General features: G+C 61.0%; 14 protein-coding genes and 1 tRNA gene. 4 read left to right on the top strand and 11 right to left on the bottom strand.

Annotated elements, in window-relative coordinates:
- The first annotated feature begins 63 nt into the window (after positions 1–63).
- The 3 genes from gvpN to NW862_RS04350 all read left to right on the top strand — a co-directional run bounded on the left by gvpN (position 64) and on the right by NW862_RS04350 (position 1822).
- Positions 64–948 (top strand): gas vesicle protein GvpN, encoded by an 885-nt coding sequence (gvpN, locus tag NW862_RS04360; protein WP_414334468.1) that lies wholly within the window; start codon positions 64–66, stop codon positions 946–948.
- A gap of 41 nt (positions 949–989) precedes the next feature.
- Positions 990–1322, top strand: a complete 333-nt coding sequence (locus NW862_RS04355; protein ID WP_414334484.1) for a gas vesicle protein — start codon at positions 990–992, stop codon at positions 1320–1322.
- 74 nt (positions 1323–1396) lie between these two features.
- Entirely contained in the window at positions 1397–1822 is a 426-nt protein-coding gene (locus tag NW862_RS04350; RefSeq protein ID WP_414334466.1) for an LptA/OstA family protein, read from the top strand.
- Positions 1823–1992: 170 nt separating this feature from the next.
- Here the strand turns inward: NW862_RS04350 and NW862_RS04345 are convergent.
- The 11 genes from NW862_RS04345 to NW862_RS04295 form a co-directional block, all read right to left on the bottom strand.
- Positions 1993–2066 (bottom strand) — tRNA-Arg (locus NW862_RS04345).
- A 21-nt stretch (positions 2067–2087) separates the two neighbouring features.
- Positions 2088–2720 carry a ribonuclease HII gene (locus NW862_RS04340; RefSeq protein ID WP_414334483.1) on the bottom strand — a complete coding sequence of 211 codons (633 nt, stop codon included), beginning with the start codon at positions 2718–2720 and terminating at the stop codon, positions 2088–2090.
- A gap of 62 nt (positions 2721–2782) precedes the next feature.
- Positions 2783–4948, bottom strand: a complete 2166-nt coding sequence (locus NW862_RS04335; protein ID WP_414347819.1) for an Rne/Rng family ribonuclease — start codon at positions 4946–4948, stop codon at positions 2783–2785.
- 778 nt (positions 4949–5726) lie between these two features.
- Positions 5727–8366 (bottom strand): TIGR03960 family B12-binding radical SAM protein, encoded by a 2640-nt coding sequence (locus tag NW862_RS04330; protein ID WP_414347820.1) that lies wholly within the window; start codon positions 8364–8366, stop codon positions 5727–5729.
- Between the two features lie 153 nt (positions 8367–8519).
- On the bottom strand, positions 8520–9743 hold the full coding sequence (locus NW862_RS04325; protein WP_414426953.1) for an aminotransferase class V-fold PLP-dependent enzyme: 1224 nt from the start codon (positions 9741–9743) through the stop codon (positions 8520–8522).
- Between the two features lie 134 nt (positions 9744–9877).
- Positions 9878–11503 carry a peptide chain release factor 3 gene (locus tag NW862_RS04320; protein ID WP_414334458.1) on the bottom strand — a complete coding sequence of 542 codons (1626 nt, stop codon included), beginning with the start codon at positions 11501–11503 and terminating at the stop codon, positions 9878–9880.
- A gap of 317 nt (positions 11504–11820) precedes the next feature.
- On the bottom strand, positions 11821–12585 hold the full coding sequence (locus tag NW862_RS04315; RefSeq protein ID WP_414347822.1) for a hypothetical protein: 765 nt from the start codon (positions 12583–12585) through the stop codon (positions 11821–11823).
- A gap of 1 nt (position 12586) precedes the next feature.
- Positions 12587–13387: a ParA family protein gene (locus NW862_RS04310; RefSeq protein ID WP_414347824.1), complete on the bottom strand. Its 801-nt coding sequence runs from the start codon at positions 13385–13387 to the stop codon at positions 12587–12589.
- A 148-nt stretch (positions 13388–13535) separates the two neighbouring features.
- Positions 13536–14720: a pyridoxal phosphate-dependent aminotransferase gene (locus tag NW862_RS04305; RefSeq protein WP_414334453.1), complete on the bottom strand. Its 1185-nt coding sequence runs from the start codon at positions 14718–14720 to the stop codon at positions 13536–13538.
- A 62-nt stretch (positions 14721–14782) separates the two neighbouring features.
- Positions 14783–15367, bottom strand: coding sequence for a hypothetical protein (locus tag NW862_RS04300; RefSeq protein WP_414347827.1), 585 nt, complete (start codon positions 15365–15367; stop codon positions 14783–14785).
- Between the two features lie 88 nt (positions 15368–15455).
- Positions 15456–16055 carry a DUF2232 domain-containing protein gene (locus NW862_RS04295; RefSeq protein ID WP_414341522.1) on the bottom strand — a complete coding sequence of 200 codons (600 nt, stop codon included), beginning with the start codon at positions 16053–16055 and terminating at the stop codon, positions 15456–15458.
- 323 nt (positions 16056–16378) lie between these two features.
- Between NW862_RS04295 and NW862_RS04290 the strand changes: the two genes are divergently transcribed.
- A complete protein-coding gene (locus NW862_RS04290; RefSeq protein WP_414333099.1) occupies positions 16379–17389 on the top strand; it encodes an ArsJ-associated glyceraldehyde-3-phosphate dehydrogenase in 1011 nt (336 codons plus the stop codon).
- The last annotated feature ends 11 nt before the right edge of the window (positions 17390–17400 follow it).

The following is a 17400-nucleotide window of genomic DNA, read 5'->3' as shown; positions in this document are numbered from 1 at the left end:
AAAAGACCGTTGCGGCTATAGTCAAGGCAAGAGCGTCAAGGCAATTGAGAGTTGGGTATTGCTATGGCCACGGTTCTGCAGGCGCGTCCCCGCCAATTTGTGAACACTCCTTACATCGAGCGGATTACCCGCCGCGCTTTGCGCTATCTGCAATCGGGTTTTGCGGTGCATCTGCGGGGGCCTTCGGGCACGGGCAAGACTACCCTGGCGATGCATCTGGCCAGCCTGCTGGGCCGTCCCATCATGCTGATCTACGGCGATGATCGCTTCGATTCTTCCGACCTGATCGGCGGGCGCACCGGCTTTACCCATCGGCGGGTGGTGGATAATTTCATCCACTCGGTGGTGAAAATGGAAGAAGACGTGCGGCAGCGCTGGGTGGATGCCCGCCTCACCTTGGCCTGCCGCGAGGGCTTTACCCTCATCTACGACGAGTTCAACCGCTCCCGCCCTGAGGCCAACAACGCCCTCCTGAGCGCTTTGGAAGAGAGGCTGCTGGTGTTGCCGCCAGATAGCAACCGCTCCGAATATCTGCGGGTGCATCCCCAGTTCCGGGCCATCTTTACCTCTAACCCAGAGGAATACACCGGGGTTCACAAGGCCCAAGATGCGCTGCTGGATCGGATGATCACCATCGATATGGGGGAACCGGACATCGAGACCGAAAAAGAGATCCTCACTGCCCGCATTGGTCTATCTGCCCCCGATGCGCTCAAGATCGTGCACATTGTGCGGGCTTTTCGCCGCAAGCTGGATTTGACCCGCCACCCCAGCCTGCGCAGTTGTCTGATGATCGGGCGGATCGTCAAGGAGCACGAGCTGGCGGTGAGCAAAGACAATGCCGACTTTCGCGCTTTGTGTGCCGACGTGCTGTTGCCCCGGGCCGGCAAGCGCTATGAAGAGGGATCCCAGTTGCTGAATTATCTGCTAGACCAACTGCCTGGCTAGGTCTTCTGCCTGTGGGTGCGCTCTGGAGGTCGATGAACCCTGTGCCGATTAGCTCTCAACCCTTGAATACGGCCACTCACGGCTCCTCGCTAGCCGACGTGTTGGAGCGGGTGCTGGATAAGGGCATTGTTATTGCTGGAGACATCACCGTTTCGGTGGGCAATGTGGAGCTGCTCAATGTCCGCATCCGGCTGTTGATCTCTTCGGTGGACAAGGCCAAGGAGATCGGGATCAACTGGTGGGAATCGGATCCCTATCTCAACAGCCAAGCCCGGGAGCTGCTGGAAACCAACCGCCAGTTACTGCAGCGGGTCAGCGAGCTGGAAAAGCAACTGGCCCAAGGGCTGCCCAAGGGGGGAAATGGAAGCGATTAACACGTTGCCCCGTCAGAAGGGATCCGGGATCCCAGGCTAGACTGGCTGCTGGGGTGGTTTGACAAGGTGATGGGATGGCACTGGGGATCAACCTCGATCGCAAGGTTTTGGGCCGGCTGAGGGAGCTGGGCTGGTCGATGGGTGTGGTGGTGGCGCTTGCGATCCCCGGCCCGGCCTGGGGGCAAAATCCGCGCGCCATCAGCATTAGCGCTGATGTTCAGGAGGCCAATGCCAATACGGGGGTGTTTATAGCCACTGGCAACGTCACCCTCAGCTTCCCTGCCGAGCGCCTCACGGCCCGCGCCCAAAGAGCGGTGTACTACAGCCAGGAGCAACGCATTGAGCTGGAGGGCCAGGTCACCATCCGCCAAGGGGAAAATCAGTTGCAAGCAGAAAAGGTCATCTATTACATCGAAAAAGGCACGATCCAGGCTGCGCCGGCAGCAGGGAGCCAGGTGGAGTCCGTTTACGTGCTGCCAGAGCCGACCGCAAGCCCTTGAGATCGAGTGTTTGGCCCATCAACCCTCTGCGTTCCGGTCGCCCCTGAGGAATATGAGTTTGAGGCCAATGGGGTGGTTCACCCCTGAATCAGCTTTGGCTCCTGTTCCCAATGGCAAGTTATGCCCACCCTGCCCTACAGCAGGGACTTGGCTCGTCTGTACGTTTGAAGCGCCCACGAAAGGATTCGAACCTCCGACACCTGGGACCGGAACCCAGTGCTCTAGTCCACTGAGCTACGTGGGCAGCGCTATTGCATAACCTATCTTATCGCCTGATTTTCCCTTCTGCCAAGGGGAAAAAGCTGCGGCGGTGCTGCGGGGTCGGCCCTAGGTTTTGCAACGCCAGTCGGTGCTCCTGCGTGCCATAGCCCACGTTGGTGCGCCAGCCGTAGCCAGGGTACTGGTGATCCCAGCTTTGCATCAGGGCATCCCGCCAGACCTTGGCCACGATGGAAGCGGCGGCGATGGAGAGGCTGAGCTGATCCCCTTTAACCAGCGCCGTCTGCCGGGATCCCAGCTCGGCCAACGGCAACCCATCCAGCAAGATGTGCTCCACTTCCCCCACCTGCGCCAGCGCTCGTTGCATGGCCAGCAGCGTGGCCTGGCGAATGTTGAGCTGGTCGATCTCGGCGGCAGAGGCGCTGCCAATACCCACAGCCAGGGCCACCTGGCGAATCCGCTCCGCCCAGTGGGTGCGCTGCGGCGGGCGCAGTTGTTTGCAATCCCTCACTCCCTCCAGCGTTTTGGGATCCATCTGGGCCGGCAAAATGACCGCCGCTGCCACCACCGGCCCCGCCAGCGCCCCCCGCCCCACCTCGTCCACCCCCGCCACTCGGAGAATCCCCTGTTGCCAAAGGGATCCCTCCCAAACCAAACTGGGCTTCGCCGTCTTGCCCACAACGCCAGCCCTGGAGCCATCAACCCACCAGACCACCGTGCTCCTGCGCTCAACCGGCTGGTCTAACTGCTATGGGAGCGGCGTCGCCTGGAGGCTGCCGGAGATTGCTGGGCAGGGCTGATCCCCTGTTCCGCCGGTGGCTCGGCCAAGGTGCTCCCCACCGCTGATGGGAACGATTCAGCAGAGGGGATTTCGGGTGGGGGAAGGTTATCCACCGGCTCCTTCTCCTGCAAGGCATCCGCTTCGGGCACCCACTCCTCCGACTGAGCAGTGGCCTCAGTCTCTGGCCTGGTTTCCGCCTTGACAGTTCCCGGCAGAACCACCCTAACCGCCAGGTCGCGGCCCCAAGGTGGCGGCTGATCCAGAAGCAACAGCGGCGATAGCCCCAACTCCGAGTAGACCCGTTGTTGCAGCGGGGTCATCTCCACGGTGATGGTTTGCCGTGGCGGAGCTGGACGGCCTTCTGAGGACTCCGTCCCGCTGGCGCCAGCAGCTCGGGCCGGGGCAGTGTGGCTCTTGCGTAGGGTGGGTTCTGCCTCCTCGGCGCGGCCAGAACGGCGGGGTTCGCGGCGCTTCGGCTCTGCTCCACCCCCCTGCAGGGGATCCTCCCCAAGCGGCTCCGGGGTTTCCTCTTCGGCAAGCGTATCCGTGCTGCGCACAACGAGGCGCTGGCTAGTGCGGGGATCCCCCCAGTCTTCGCGGGAGCGCTTGCGTTCGGTTTCAACCCGTGGCTCCTCCAGATCGACTGAGGCAGCAAAGGGCGAAAAGGGATCCGGGCTGGGGCGTCGTTGTCCGGGGGCAGAGCGTGACCGCCGCAGCAGCGCGCGACTATCGCCTCGAGACAACCCATCGCTCCCGACTCGCAGACGGGCCCGTTGGGCGTTGCCATCGCGGGGCAGGATCGGGCCAGCCTCTTCCTCATCCCCTTCCTCCGCCTCGCTGGGCAGTGTTACAGTCAGGCCACTTTCGACGGTCAGCAGCCGTCCCGGCTCCGCCCCTGGCAGACGGGCCAGGATCCCCAGCCCCTCGCAGGTGGGGCAAGAATGGCCGAAGATCTCGTAAAGGCTTTGCCCCTGCCGTTTGCGGGTCAGCTCCACCAGACCCAATTCCGAGAGTTGGGCCACCTGGGGGCGAGCTTTGTCGCTGGAGAGGGCCTTGTTGAAGTGCTCCAAAACCAGCAACTGGTCGCGGCGGGAATCCATATCGATAAAATCCACCACGATCACACCGGCAATGTTGCGCAGTCTCAATTGGCGGGCGATCTCGGTGGCGGCCTCGCAATTGGTCCACAGCACCGTCTCGCGGGAGGTGGCCGATTGGGTGAAAGAGCCGGAGTTGACGTCGATCACCGTCAGGGCCTCGGTGGGCTCGATGACGATGTAGCCACCGGAGGGCAGATCCACCCGAGGCCGCAACGCCTGGCGAATGACCGCATTGACCCGGAAATACTCCAGGATGGGGGTGGGCTCGCGGTGGGCATCGACCACGACGCCAGGCGGCATCTGGCCCTTGTTCCAACCTTGCAGATAGCTGCGCACCCGCTTTGCGCCAGCAACAGAGTCGGTAACAATGCGGTTCACGTCCTCCGAGTAGACATCCCGCAGCACCCGCTGAATGAAATCATCGTCCCGGCTGAGCAGGCCTGGCTCCCGTGCCGCCTGATACTGCTGTTGAATATCTTCCCAGAGCTTTTTCAACTGCTCCAGGTCGTCGATTATCGCCTCTTCGGATACCCCCTCCGCTTCGGTACGTACCAGCAGGCCCATCTGCGGAGGTTTAATTAAGATAGCCAGGGATTTCAAACGGTTGCGTTCTTCCCGATCCTCGATGCGCCGGGACAGGTGAACGCCTTTGCCGTAGGGCCGCAACACCAAATACCGCCCTGGAAAGGCCAAATCTCCGGTTAGCCTTGGCCCTTTGTTGCCGGTGGGCTCTTTCATCACCTGCACCAGCACCTTTTGCTGGGGCAAGACCAACTCGGAGATGGAGGCATGGTTGCGTTTGAGGCGCAGCGGGCCTAGGTCGCTGACATGGATAAAGCCATTGCGTTCGGCGGGGCCGATGTTGACAAAAGCGGCATCAATGCTGGGCAGAACGTTCTCGATGATCCCGACGTAAACATCCCCCACTTGGTGAGCGCCGCTGGCGACGATCAGCTCCTGCACTTGGTCTTCGGCGAAGACGGCTGCCACTCGATGTTGCTCGGCAATGACGATCTGCCTGGGCATTAACCCTCCTCCCCGCCCCAAGGGCACGCGGTTGCGGACTGAACCCTCATTCGGGCGAGGCGTCGTCCTTTGGCCGGGATCCGCTCAAGTTTCTTTAACCAAGATCGACTCATCATGGAGTTGTCTATTACCCTAAGCTCTGCTCTGACGGAATAGAACCGATTAGCTTCCTCATCCAAGGGGTGAGGCGAGTTAAGTTCAGGTGAACTACCCGATGCTGGCCCTGGCGAGTCCAGCGCGGGGCTTCTGCTGCTTGCAACGAAAGCTCATCGGTGGAGATGCATGAATGGGGTGAGGTTTGCATGGAGATTCATGGATGGGCTCAATCGACAGGCTCAGTAAGCATGACGGCTCCGCCTCGGGAGATGGGACGCTGGCTCCTTGCAGAACCCCAATTGTGCGACCCCAGCCTGAGCCAACAACAAGACGGGGTTTGCACGTGGAAAGAAGCACCTTCTCAGGGTTAAGATATAGCCCGGGCTAGGTCAAACGGTCAGATCCCTCTGTTCACCTATGGTTTGACCCCGCCGTGCCTGTTACTTGCCCCGGGTACTGAGCTAAGAGTGTCTCCATTCCAAAACCCGGCCCAACCTTTGCCTGCTGCTCGCTCCGCCTTCGGTCAGGTTGATGCTCGGCAAGCCCCACAGCGGCAGGAGCCAGTAGTAGCAGCATTATAGCGCTTGTGGGATCCCTCAGCCCAGATAGGCACTTGGCCATTTTGCCGCGCAACGCTGCTGCGACCGGATCTCAACAGCTGGGCTGCTCCCCTGGGAAATCCTTAATCCTGATCGGACAGGGGGTGTTCCCACAACAGGCGCAGCCGCTTGGCCGTCTGCAACGTCCAGCAGGGCAACCCCAGGGACTCGGCCATTTGCACCAGTTGGTTGGGCCGTAGGTAGGCGCCGTCGTTGCGGCAACTGCCGCGGTAGAGAAGGTGGGCGCTGCCGTCGGGGGCCAAGCCCTGAAACTCCAGGTAGTAGAGCAGGGCACGGGCATTGAAGGGAGCGGATTTGCCCGACTTGGAGCGTTTCTCAATCCAGATCTCGCGCGCATCCAGGATCTGGGTGACCCAGGCCGGCCAGTCGGCAGTGGGCGACTCGCAACTTACAGTGAGCTGATATTCGGCAGCATAGACGGCTTCGGTGGCCGAGGGATCCCGCAGGCCGATCGCTTGGATGGCTCGGATGGAGAGTTCAGGGGGCAGTTGTTCGCTCAGAAGGGCGCGCAGTTCCTCAGGGGTGACGGGCCCCTCAGGCCGCTCCAGCAACTCCAGATCGAGGATCTCTCCATAGCCTTCCTGGCCAATGGGTAGGGCGTTGGCGTTGGCCAGGCGGGGCATGGGGTGGTAGCCGCCGCTGAAGGCCAGAGGTAGCCCCGCTCGCCGACAAGCCCGTTCCCACAGCCGCATCAGATCCAGGTGGCCCAGCCAGCGCAGATCCCCGGTTTTGCCGTAGGTGATGCGGAAGCGCTGGGCGGGCGGCTGCGGCTCCAGGGGATCCGGGGTGGGGGTGGGCCGGCTTTGCAGGGGCGGGACGGGCGGGGGCGGGATAACGATGTTGTGGCCAAAGCCGGGGCCGCAGATGCCGCAGGCGGAGCACTTCTCAAAGGAACAATCTTCCACCGTGATGGCTTCCAGGGCGCGGTGGTAGTCTTTCTGCAGCCATTTTTTGTCGATGCCGGTATCGATGTGATCCCAGGGCAAGGGATCCTCCAAACCCAGCTCGCGCATGGGGAGATGGGCGCAGAGGGCGACCGGATCGGCGCTGGGATCCACGGCTTCGCCGCAGTAGGCCTTCACCCAGGCGGCATAGGCGGCGTCGATGTTTTCCCACCAGGCGTCCAGGCCGGCGCCGGCCCGCCAGGCCTGCTCGATCATGCGGCCCAGGGAGCGATCCCCCTTGCCGATAAAGTCTTCTAGGATGCTGAAGCGGATATCCGTGAAGTGGGCCTTGACCCCCCGCAGCCGCCGCAGCTCTTTTTGCAGCAGGCCCTGCTTGCGCTGCACGTCGGCGTAGTCTACCCGGTGCCACTGGAAGGGGGTGTGGGGCTTGGGCGTGAAGTTGGAGAGGGTGAGGGTAAATTCCACCCGCTTGCGGCCCAGGGCAGCGCACTCCCGCTGCAGCATCTCGACCGTGCGGGCGATCCCCAGCACATCGGCGTCGGTCTCGCCGGGCAGGCCAATCATGAAATAAAGCTTAATTTTGTCCCAGCCCTCTTGGACGGCGGTGCGGATGCCGCGAATCAGGTCGGCGTCGGTGAGGCCCTTGTTGATAATGTCCCGCAGCCGTTGGGTACCGGCTTCTGGGGCAAAAGTCAGCCCCGAGCGGCGGGATCCCTTCATGATGGCGGCAATTTGCCCATCGAAGCGATCCACCCGTTGGCTGGGCAGCGAGAGCGCAACCTGCTGGCCAAGGAGACGGTTGTGCAGCTCGGCCCCCACCGCCGGCAGGGAAAGGTAGTCGGAGCAACTGAGGGAGGAGAGGGAAAATTCGTTGTAGCCGGTTTTGCGCAGGCCCTGCACCACCGCTTCCACTACTGCTTCCGGCTCCACATCGCGGGCTGGACGGGTGAGCATGCCGGGTTGGCAAAAGCGACAGCCGCGGGTACAGCCCCGCCGCACTTCCATCACCAGGCGGTCGTGGACGGTCTCCACCAAGGGCACCAGGCCGACAGCGTATTGGGGTTGGGGCAGCGCTACGCGGCGGCGAATACGCTCCGGCACGCCGGGCACGATGGGTCGGGGCGGGATCCCCTCGTAAAACTGGGGCACGTACACCCCCGGCACCTGGGCCAATTCCAAGAGCACTTCTCGGCGGGGCTTGTGCAGGGATCCGGCCAAGACCTGGCCGATCTCCGGCAGTACCTCTTCCCCATCCCCAAAGACGAAGAAGTCAAAAAAGTCGGCAAAGGGCTCTGGGTTGGAGGTGGCGGTCGGCCCACCGGCAAAGATCAGGGGACACTCTTGCGGGGTGAAGGCTTGCCGTTCCCACCATTTGAGCGGGATCCCGGCCAGATCCAGCATCTCTAAGATGTTGGTGCCCCCCAGCTCGTAGGCCAGGCTGAAGCCGATAATATGGAAAGCGCGCAAGGGGCGGCGCGATTCTACGGCAAACAGCGGGATCCGCAACTGCCGCATCCGGGCCGCCAAATCCGGGCCTGGCAGATAGGTGCGGTCGCACAACTGATCCGGCTGGGCGTTGAGGATGTTGTAGAGAATGATGTGGCCTAGGTTGGAAGCCCCCACCTCGTACAGCTCCGGGTAGCTCAGCACCCAACGCACCCGCGCCGAGTCCCAGGGGCGGTGGGCGGCGCCGAATTCTTTCCCCAAGTAGCGGGCTGGCCGCTGGATCTCAGGCGTGAGCAGGCGATCCAGATCGATGGGGCCTAGATGGGCTTGCATGGCAGCCGGAGAGAGCATGGGGATCCGAGCAAGAAGTGAACGCAGCTACTGATCTGACTCTAGCCGAACTTTCCCGGCAGCCCAAACCCAGGGCGGATAGAACAGCAAAACTCTTTCTCAACCCCATCTCCCCTCTCCTTCTGGGAGAGGGGTTGGGGGTGAGGGCGCACATCACTTCGGCAACCGCTGCAAGGCCAGCGCCAACTGTTCGTACTCAGCCAAATGGTTGTAAACCTGGGCCGAGATGCGCACCCAAAGCTGGCCGGCAAAGGGAATGATGGGAACTTCGATGCGGTGCATCTGCCAGAGGTAGTCGTGCAGGCGGCGGGCCCGCTCCGCCAAGGGCAGCTCCGGGATCCACTGTTGCCAGAAGGGTGGCAAGGGCAGGGTCGCCATGAAGCCCAACATCTTCTCAGGGGCGGGTGGGATCCCTTCCAGTTTTTCCAAGAGCAACTGCCGCGCCTGCAGCAGCAGCGTGTGGTTGTGCTGGCGCAGCCTCTCCACCCCCAGCTCCCGGATGAAGGCCAGGGCTGCCGAGATGGCCAGCCAAGCGCTGGGATCGCGGGTGCCCACCCAGTCGAACTCGGCTGTGAACCCTTGCCCATAGCCGTGGGAGATGGCCAGGGGATGGGTTTGGGCCTGGCGGTGGGGGGCCGCCCACAGAAAGGCACAGCCTTTGGGGGCAAACAGCCACTTGTGGGCGTTGCCGGTGTACCAATCGGCTCCTAGGCTTTCCAACTCCAACGGGAGAACCCCCGGCGCATGGGCCCCGTCCACCAAGACCGGGATCCCGTGCTGCCGACAGAGGCCAACAAGCTCCGCCAAGGGGTAGATCAGGGCCGTGGGCGAGGTGAGGTGATCCACGACCGCCAGCCGAGTCTGGGGGGTGAGAATGGCTGCAAACGCTGCCAGAACCTGCTCCGGCCCCGCAATGGGGAAGGGGATCTGCGCTTCCGCCAGCACGGCCCCCCAGCGTTCACAGACATAGCGCAACGCCTGGCGGACAGCCCCGTAGCCATGGTTGGTACAGGCAATCTGATCCCCTGGCCGAAACGACAGCGAGCGCAACACCGTGTTGATGCCGCCAGTGGCATTTTCCACAAACACGAGATTTTCCGGTTCGGCCCCGACAAACTGGGCCAGCTCTGCCGCCGCCGCCCGCAAAGCCCGCGGCAGCTCTTCCCCCATAAACTGCACCGGCTGGGCCTCTAGGCGTTCTTGCCAAGCACTTTGGGCCTGCAACACCTTTTTCGGGGTCGCACCGAAAGAGCCGTGATTCAAAAAAATGGCCTGGGGATCCAGCCCCCACAACGAGCGGTCGCAAAGCGGTGCCTCGGCACTGGCAGCCGCTTCCAAGCAGTAGGGATCCGATCCGGCACTTGAGGAAAAAGACATGGCTGAGTCGCCTGGGTTACAAAAATCTGGGATCCGCGTCCAAGCAGCTTGCCCAGAAAATTAAGAGTGTCAAGGCTAGATGGACAGGGCTGCGGTCAGACCATCGGATGGGAGGAGAGTTCTTTAGGATGCCTCTACAGGCTGCCATTGGACTCTGGACTGAGATCCTCAAGGGGGGCGATTTTGCTCAGCTTGATTTTGGGGTTGCTGCTGATGAATTGCTGCAAGGTCCACTCGTTTTTAAAGAGGAGAACGGGCCTATCTTGAATGTCTTTGACGATAAGGGTGTTAAACAGGCTGGGGATGTTCTCCAGAACTTCCCAGCCATTCTCTACCCAGCGGGCCAGCGTGTAGGGCAGCATCTCCAGCCGGGTTTCGACGTTGTACTCATGTTCCAGGCGGTACTGCAGCACCTCAAACTGCAACTGGCCCACTGCGGCCACAATCGGATCCCGTTTGGACTCGTCGAGGGAGTACATCATCTGCACCGCTCCCTCTTCCTGCAGCTCTGATACCCCTTTCTGGAACTGCTTAAACTTGGAGGGGTTGGGATTTTTTAAATAGGCAAACAGCTCCGGCGAAAAGCTGGGGATCCCGGCGTAGCGCAACTTCGGGCCGGTGTAGAGGGTATCCCCAATCCTGAAGATGCCGGGGTTGTTGAGGCCGATGACATCGCCAGGATAGGCTTCATCGATGGAGATGCGCTCTTGAGCAAACAATTTTTGGGGATAGGAGAGGCGGATGGGGCGGTTGAGGCGGGCATGGTTGACCACCATGTCCTTCTCGAACCTGCCGGAGCAGATGCGCACAAAAGCAAGGCGATCCCGGTGGCGGGGATCCATATTGGCCTGCAGCTTAAAGACAAAGCCGGTAAACTCAGGATGTTCGGGTGGGATCAGCCCTGCCGTGCTCTCGTGGGGCATTGGCGGTAGAGAATACTCCAGAAACGCATTGAGAAACAGCTCCACCCCAAAATTGGTCATGGCGCTGCCGAAAAAGACCGGCGTTTGCTTGCCAGCATGAACCTGCTTGAGATCCAAGCTGGGCATGAGGCCATCCAACAGCTCCAGCTCTTCTTTGAATTGGTAATAGAGATCTTTTTCAACCAAGTCTTCAATTTGCGGATCCCCCAGCTTGATGACCATTTCTTTGGCCCGCAGCCGTCCCCGCGAGACCCGCTCAAAGAAATGAAACTCCTGCGTGCGTCGGTCAAACAAAGCTGTAAAGCGCTCCCCTGAGCCAATCGGCCAGGTTACAGGATAGGGCTTGAGGCCGAGCTCAGTCTCAATTTCGTCCATTAGCTCCAAGGGATCCCGGCTGGGGCGATCCATCTTGTTGATGAAGGTAAAAATCGGCAACTTCCGCAGTTGACAGACTTCAAACAGCTTGCGGGTCTGGGGTTCTAGCCCTTTGCCGGCATCTTCCAGCATCACAGCGTTATCAGCCGCCGCCAGGGTGCGGTAGGTATCTTCGCTGAAGTCTTGGTGGCCGGGAGTATCGAGCAAGTTGAGGCGAATGTTGCGGTAGTCAAACTGCAACACGGTCGAGGTAATGGAAATGCCCCGCTGCCTTTCCAGCTCCATCCAGTCGGAGGTAACCCGCTTTTGGGCGCGGCGGGCCTTTACAGCCCCCGCTTCTTGAATCGCCCCCCCGTACAACAAAAGCTTTTCCGTAAGCGTGGTTTTCCCGGCATCGGGGTGAGAAATAATGGCAAAGGTGCGCCGTTGCTGGATAGCGTTGGCCAAATCTACTGCTTTCATGAAAAGTTACTGCTCCAATCAAAACCCGCTCGTCTCACAGCGCGCTGACGCTACGCGACCCTTAAAAAATAGCGATGGCACTCCCCTTGCGGCCCTGCTGTTGCTTCGCAGACGATGGAGAGCTCTAGCGAGGAGTAGAAATGAAAAAGGCTGGGATGGCCGTCCGCTAGCGGGGGAGGGAGCACAGGCTGAAAAGCTGGGGGTAACCTACTCTGACCGTAGCACAGGACTTGGTTCTACCGTTGCCTGGCACTCGAGGACAGGGATCCTTTGGAGCGGAATTCCCACCCGAGCGGATCGGGATCAATGGGTCTCGTTCAACAGTTGCTCAGCAGTTGCTCAATGGTGGCGATGGTGAAGTTTTGGCTGACCACCAGCCGTTCCACGCGAATGCGGTGGGCCTGCAGCAGGCACTCTTGTTGCAATGCTTTGGGCAGTCGTTCCCAATGATCCAGCAGGACTTCCAGCAAAATCTCGCCCGGCAGCCCGGTGGTGCTTTGCAGGGATCCCAGCTTTTGTACTCTCTTGATAGACCATTTGAGGGTGAGCTTTTGCAGGCCCAGTTGGGCATCGAGGGCCTCGCGGGGATCCGCTGGCTTGGCGGCACCGTTTTGGTGAACTCCATCGCCGGTACAGGTGGTGGCAGGGGGCAGAAGCTCGGCTTGCCCTTCAGTCGGCAGCGTAGCCCATTTGGCCGGGTTGACCTGCTCGACCGGAGCCGGCGACAGGACGGGCAGAGGATCCACGTCAAGATCTCCACCCAGAGAAGGCGCTTCAGGTGGGAAGGGTGCATCGGCCAAAAGAGGGATCCGCTCTGCCTCTGGCGGGGTTGTGGCAGCACAGCCCTGACGGGGCGAGGCCACGGGAGATTGCTCCGGCTCGACACCCACTGCCCCAGGGCGAGGCAGATCCAGAGGCTGTGTCTCTTTGTTGTCTTTGGGACGGTGCGGAGCATCCACGCAATCGACAGGCACAGGTTCGGGCAGCTCTGGCTGTTTATTCACCCCCATGCGCGAGAGCAGATCGGCCTTGGTAGGGCCAGTGGGCAATTTTTTCTTGGGGGGCTTTTTGGTGGTAGCCATCTTAGCGAGACCTCAACACCACCTCAAGGATCTCGCGATAAGGTTGGGCCAAAACCTCTTCTCCGGCCTCTGCCAACGACCAGCCCATACTGTTGGTTTGCTGCACCACCGTGCTTTGCCGCACCGGGGTAAAAATGGGGATCCCTTGCATCATTTCCGCCAGGGCTTCCACCGCTGCCCGCGACATTTTGGTGCGGTTGTTGCCCACCCATTGCTCCCGGGTGGGGAGCACCCCCAGAAACTTGGGCACCTGAAAATCCAGCTCCCCCAATTCCTTCAGCAGCACCAGGGTACTCAGGGCCCCCATCACCCCTTTTTGGGTGCATTCCGTCGGCACCACCAACAGATCGGCGCTGAGAATGCTGTTGTAGGTGAGCAGCCCTTTCGAGGGGGGACTGTCGATGACCAAAAAGTCATACTCCGACAAAATCGGTCGCAAAGCCCGCTTCAAAAACAGCTCCCGCCCCGGCTCCATCACAATCGCGTCCATCGCTCGCGACAGGCTGTAGTCGCTGGGGGCCAGCCACAGCCGCTCCTGGCGATCCTCATTCAGCGGCGGACGAATGATCTCCCGAATGTGAACCCGATCCGCCCCTGGCAAAATCGTCTCGGCAATGGTGGCCGACTCCGACAAATCTGTCCAGCCCAGCCACTGGCTCAGGTTGCCCTGCGGATCAAAATCGACGGCCAAGGTCTTGCCGTGCTCTGCCAGCATGATGGCCAAGTTGAGGGCGGCTGTGGTCTTTCCGGATCCCCCACTCAAGCAGGCGACGGTGATGACAAGCGCCGTTCTGCCAGACATGCGTTATCCCCCTCGTAGCCCATCCCCTAACACTATAGCTAGGGTTAAGCAATAGTGTTTACACCTTAGATAGGGATTGCGCGGCTGAGGACGGCCTGCAGGGATCCATCCGCTGGATCAGCTCTTTATCAATCCTCAAATTGGATCCTCAAAGGGAAGACACAAACCGGTGCAGCCGCTGCAGCCCTTTTTCCAGGGTGGCGCGATCGGCGGCATAGGAAAGGCGGATGTAGGCATCTGCCCCGAAGGCCAGGCCCGGCACGGCGGCGACGTGATGTTCTTGGAGCAGCCGTTGGCAGAACTCCACCGAACTTAGCCCGGTTTGGCCGATGTTGACAAACACATAAAAGGCGCCCTCCGGCTCTGGACAAGTCACTCCCGGCAGAGCGCGGATCCCCTCCAGCATCAGATCCCGCCGCTGCCAAAATTCTCGCCGCATTTTTTCCACCGCCGCTGCCGACAGGGGGCTGGTCAGGGCTTCCAGGGCGCCGTACTGGGCAAAGGTGCAGACATTGGAGGTGCTGTGGCTTTGCAGGTTGATGGCGGCGTCGATGATGGGCTTGGGCCCGGCCAAGTAGCCCACCCGCCAGCCGGTCATGGCATAGGCTTTGGCAAAGCCGCTGCTGAGGATCACTCGTGGCACCAAGTCAGGGCAAAGGGATCCCAGGCTGATGTGGCAGGCTTGTCCGTAAATCAGCTTTTCGTAGATCTCGTCGCAGACCACATACAGATGGGGGACAGACAGGATCACCTCGGCCAAGGCTGCCAGCTCCTGCCGATGGTAAACGGCGCCGGTGGGGTTGGCCGGCGAGTTGAGGATGAGCAACTTGCTGCGGGGGGTGAGGGCCTGGCGCAGTTGGGCGGCGGTGAGTTTGAACCCCTGAGCCTCTTCTGTCTGCACCCGCACCACCTTGGCCCCCGCCAAAGCCACCATCTCGGGATAGCTGACCCAGTAGGGGACGGGCAGGATCACCTCGTCGCTGGGATCCAGGAGTACCATGGCCAGGTTAAACAGGGTTTGCTTGCCGCCGTTGCTAATCAGGATCTGGTCGGGGCTGTAGTCCAAGCCGTTTTCTCGCCGCAACTTGTCCGCCACCGCCTGGCGCAGGGCGGGGATCCCGGCGGTGGGGCCGTAGCGGGTTTTGCCCTCTTCCAGGGCGCGGATGGCCGCCGCCCGAATGTGCTCAGGTGTATCGAAGTCCGGCTCGCCGGCGCTCAAGCTACACACATCCACACCCTCTGCCTGCATGGCTTTGGCCAGAGCTGTAATGGACAACGTGGGGGACGAGGATAGATGGGCGACCCGTTGGGACAAGCCGGCAGCAGACACCATCAGTCAGGAAACTCTTTGTTTTGAAAATTTTAACTTTCCTTGCGGTCAGTGACGGGAGGACGTCACGATTCTGAGGGGTTCTGAGGCTGGGCTACTGCTGTCAAGAGGCGGCTGCCATCCACCAGCAGCAGCTCATGGCCCTCCCGCTCCGCTAACAGATCCCAAAACTCGCCCGCAACAGCTCCTGGCAAAAACCCCTCCAAGCGCAGTTGTAAGGGCGGAAATTGCTTGTTCCCTTGGGGCTTGCGCCGCACGGTTATCTCAACAAAGCCATCGTGGGGCTCGACGATGCCGCGAATGTTGAAGCCCTCCTCTGCATCTTCGGGGGCAGGCAAAAAAGGCTCATCCTCCAGCTCTGGATCTGCCTCCTCTTCCGGCAGAGCCAGAATGCGGATGACGCTCAGACCTAGGGCGCCTCCCGACCGCGGCTGTGGCTGCACGTAGTACCAGTAGGTGTGGCCGCTCTCGATGCAGTGGGTGAAAGGACGCAGCAGCTCGGCGCGGCCAGGGGTGGCCGGATACTCCACGCCATCGCTGGCAACCAACATCGCCTGCGCATAGGTCTTGGGGATCGCTTTTAGGGATCCCTTGATCAGGCCCAAGGCACGGAACTGGTAGGGGTGAGCGGGCGGGGGCAGGGGATTCATAGGAGTCAGCAACAGGACGGAAGGCCAAAAGAGTAGGGCTTACAAGTCTATCTCATGACAGCGGCCATCTCAGAAGTATGGGAGGCTGCTAATCCAGCAAAAATTGCACCCACTTCGGTGGCGGCGGCAGCGGGCAGCGGAAATGCTCCATCACCAGAGCGGCCACCAGATGCACCGTGAACACATAGATGAGGGAGTTAAAGGCGATGAATGCCACCACCACCACCTGAACCATCCAGGGTTCCGCCACCCAGTACACCCCTAGTCTGGCCAGGGACACATCCAGCAGCCAGTTGGTCAGGCCGGTGAGTTGGATGGTCACGTAAGTCCAGAGGTTTTCCCCCACCAGCAGGGAGGAGAGCAACAACTGGAAAACCAGGCCGAAAGCGCTGAGGGCAGCGCCGCTGGCTACCGAGACATACCAAGAGAAGCGCTGCTGCCAGAGGCGGGCACACCCGTAGCCCAGCAGGCCATAGGGAATGACGTAGAGAATGCTGCGCGTGGGCCCCATCAGCACTGTCAGCAACAGGGCGGAGACCACCAGGGCCATCGCCCCGGTGCGGGGATCCCAGCGCATCACCGCCAGCGCCACCGGAATGGGGAAAAACAGACGCATAAAGGGAGCCAGCGGCGTGTAGCTCAAGATCCAGATCAAAGCGGCGGTGCTGGCCAAAAAAGCTGTTTCCACCACCCTCAAGGCCGGAGAGCGGGGAGGGGGCGGGGGGAGGGGAGGAAAGTCATCCGGCACAGAAGGCTGAGGCGGCGAGGGCACATCCAGAAACGCACGACTTTTCCCAGCTTAGGTCACCGCTTGCCGGGTTGGGCGCAACCGTTTATTTGATGTAAAACGGCTGGGGGAGGAACCCTGTTGTCGATGCCCACCACCCCAGCGGATCCCTTGTGGGTTCCATCAACTTGTCTTGAAATGAGTGGGGCGTTCTGGTAATGTCGAGGCGGGATCTTCATTTGAAAAGGCGGGATCCCTACTGAACGATTTTGGGATCAATCAACATGGCAGTGCGGGTGGGCATCAACGGTTTTGGCCGCATCGGACGGTTGGTGTTGCGGGCGGCTTGGGGCTGGCCGGAGCTGGAATTTGCCCACATCAACGAGATCAAAGGCGGGCCTGCCACCGCAGCTCACCTGCTCAAGTTCGACTCGGTGCAGGGCCGCTGGAACATCGACATCGAGGCATCCGGCCAAGGGCTGCGCATCCAAGACAAAGCCCTCACCTTCAGCGAGTACAAATCTCCTGGCGAAGTCCCCTGGGCCGATTTGGGGATCGACCTGGTGCTGGAGTGCTCAGGCAAATTTGTCAAGGCGGCAGAACTGGACGCCTACTTCAAAGCGGGGGTGCGCAAGGTCATTGTGGCTGCCCCCGTCCAGGATGAGGCGGCCCTCAACATCGTCATGGGCATCAACGACCACCTCTACGATCCGGGCCGCCACCATTTGCTCACAGCCGCCTCCTGCACCACCAACTGCCTGGCCCCCTTGGTGAAGGTCATCCACGAGGGGATCGGCATCCTACACGGGGTGATCACCACCGTCCACGACGTCACCAACACCCAAAGTATGGTGGATGCCCCGCACAAGGATTTGCGGCGGGCGCGCTCGGCTCTGCTGTCTTTGGTGCCCACCACCACCGGCTCGGCTAAGGCCATCGGCCTCATCTACCCTGAGCTCAACGGCAAGCTCAACGGCCTTGCAGTGCGCGTGCCCCTGCTGAATGCCTCTTTGACCGACGCGGTGTTCGAGGTGAGGCGGCCCACCAGCGTGGAAGAAGTCAATCACCTCTTGAAGACTGCAGCCGAGGGGGAACTCAAGGGCATCCTCGGCTATGAGGAGCTGCCCCTCGTCTCGGTGGATTTCAAGGGGGATCCCCGCTCCAGCATTGTGGATGCCCCCTCGACCATGGTGGTGGACGGCACCCAGGTGAAGATCCTGGCCTGGTACGACAACGAATGGGGCTACGCCAACCGCATGGCGGAATTGGCCCGCAAAGTGGCTCTCAGTTTATAAAAACATCTCCC

Source organism: Synechococcus sp. H55.8, from assembly GCF_047462375.1.
GTDB lineage: Bacteria > Cyanobacteriota > Cyanobacteriia > Thermostichales > Thermostichaceae > Thermostichus.
This window is presented reverse-complemented; position numbering and strand designations above follow the sequence as displayed.

What these genes read in the sequence shown, in the direction of transcription:
- gvpN (WP_414334468.1), top strand. Translation starts at nt 64, where the DNA reads ATGGCCACGGTTCTGCAGGCGCGTCCCCGCCAATTTGTGAACACTCCT.
- NW862_RS04350 (WP_414334466.1), top strand. Translation starts at nt 1,397, where the DNA reads ATGGCACTGGGGATCAACCTCGATCGCAAGGTTTTGGGCCGGCTGAGG.
- NW862_RS04335 (WP_414347819.1), bottom strand. Translation starts at nt 4,948, where the DNA reads ATGCCCAGGCAGATCGTCATTGCCGAGCAACATCGAGTGGCAGCCGTC.
- NW862_RS04330 (WP_414347820.1), bottom strand. Translation starts at nt 8,366, where the DNA reads ATGCTCTCTCCGGCTGCCATGCAAGCCCATCTAGGCCCCATCGATCTG.
- NW862_RS04325 (WP_414426953.1), bottom strand. Translation starts at nt 9,743, where the DNA reads ATGTCTTTTTCCTCAAGTGCCGGATCGGATCCCTACTGCTTGGAAGCG.
- NW862_RS04320 (WP_414334458.1), bottom strand. Translation starts at nt 11,503, where the DNA reads ATGAAAGCAGTAGATTTGGCCAACGCTATCCAGCAACGGCGCACCTTT.
- NW862_RS04315 (WP_414347822.1), bottom strand. Translation starts at nt 12,585, where the DNA reads ATGGCTACCACCAAAAAGCCCCCCAAGAAAAAATTGCCCACTGGCCCT.
- NW862_RS04310 (WP_414347824.1), bottom strand. Translation starts at nt 13,387, where the DNA reads ATGTCTGGCAGAACGGCGCTTGTCATCACCGTCGCCTGCTTGAGTGGG.
- NW862_RS04305 (WP_414334453.1), bottom strand. Translation starts at nt 14,720, where the DNA reads ATGGTGTCTGCTGCCGGCTTGTCCCAACGGGTCGCCCATCTATCCTCG.
- NW862_RS04300 (WP_414347827.1), bottom strand. Translation starts at nt 15,367, where the DNA reads ATGAATCCCCTGCCCCCGCCCGCTCACCCCTACCAGTTCCGTGCCTTG.
- NW862_RS04290 (WP_414333099.1), top strand. Translation starts at nt 16,379, where the DNA reads ATGGCAGTGCGGGTGGGCATCAACGGTTTTGGCCGCATCGGACGGTTG.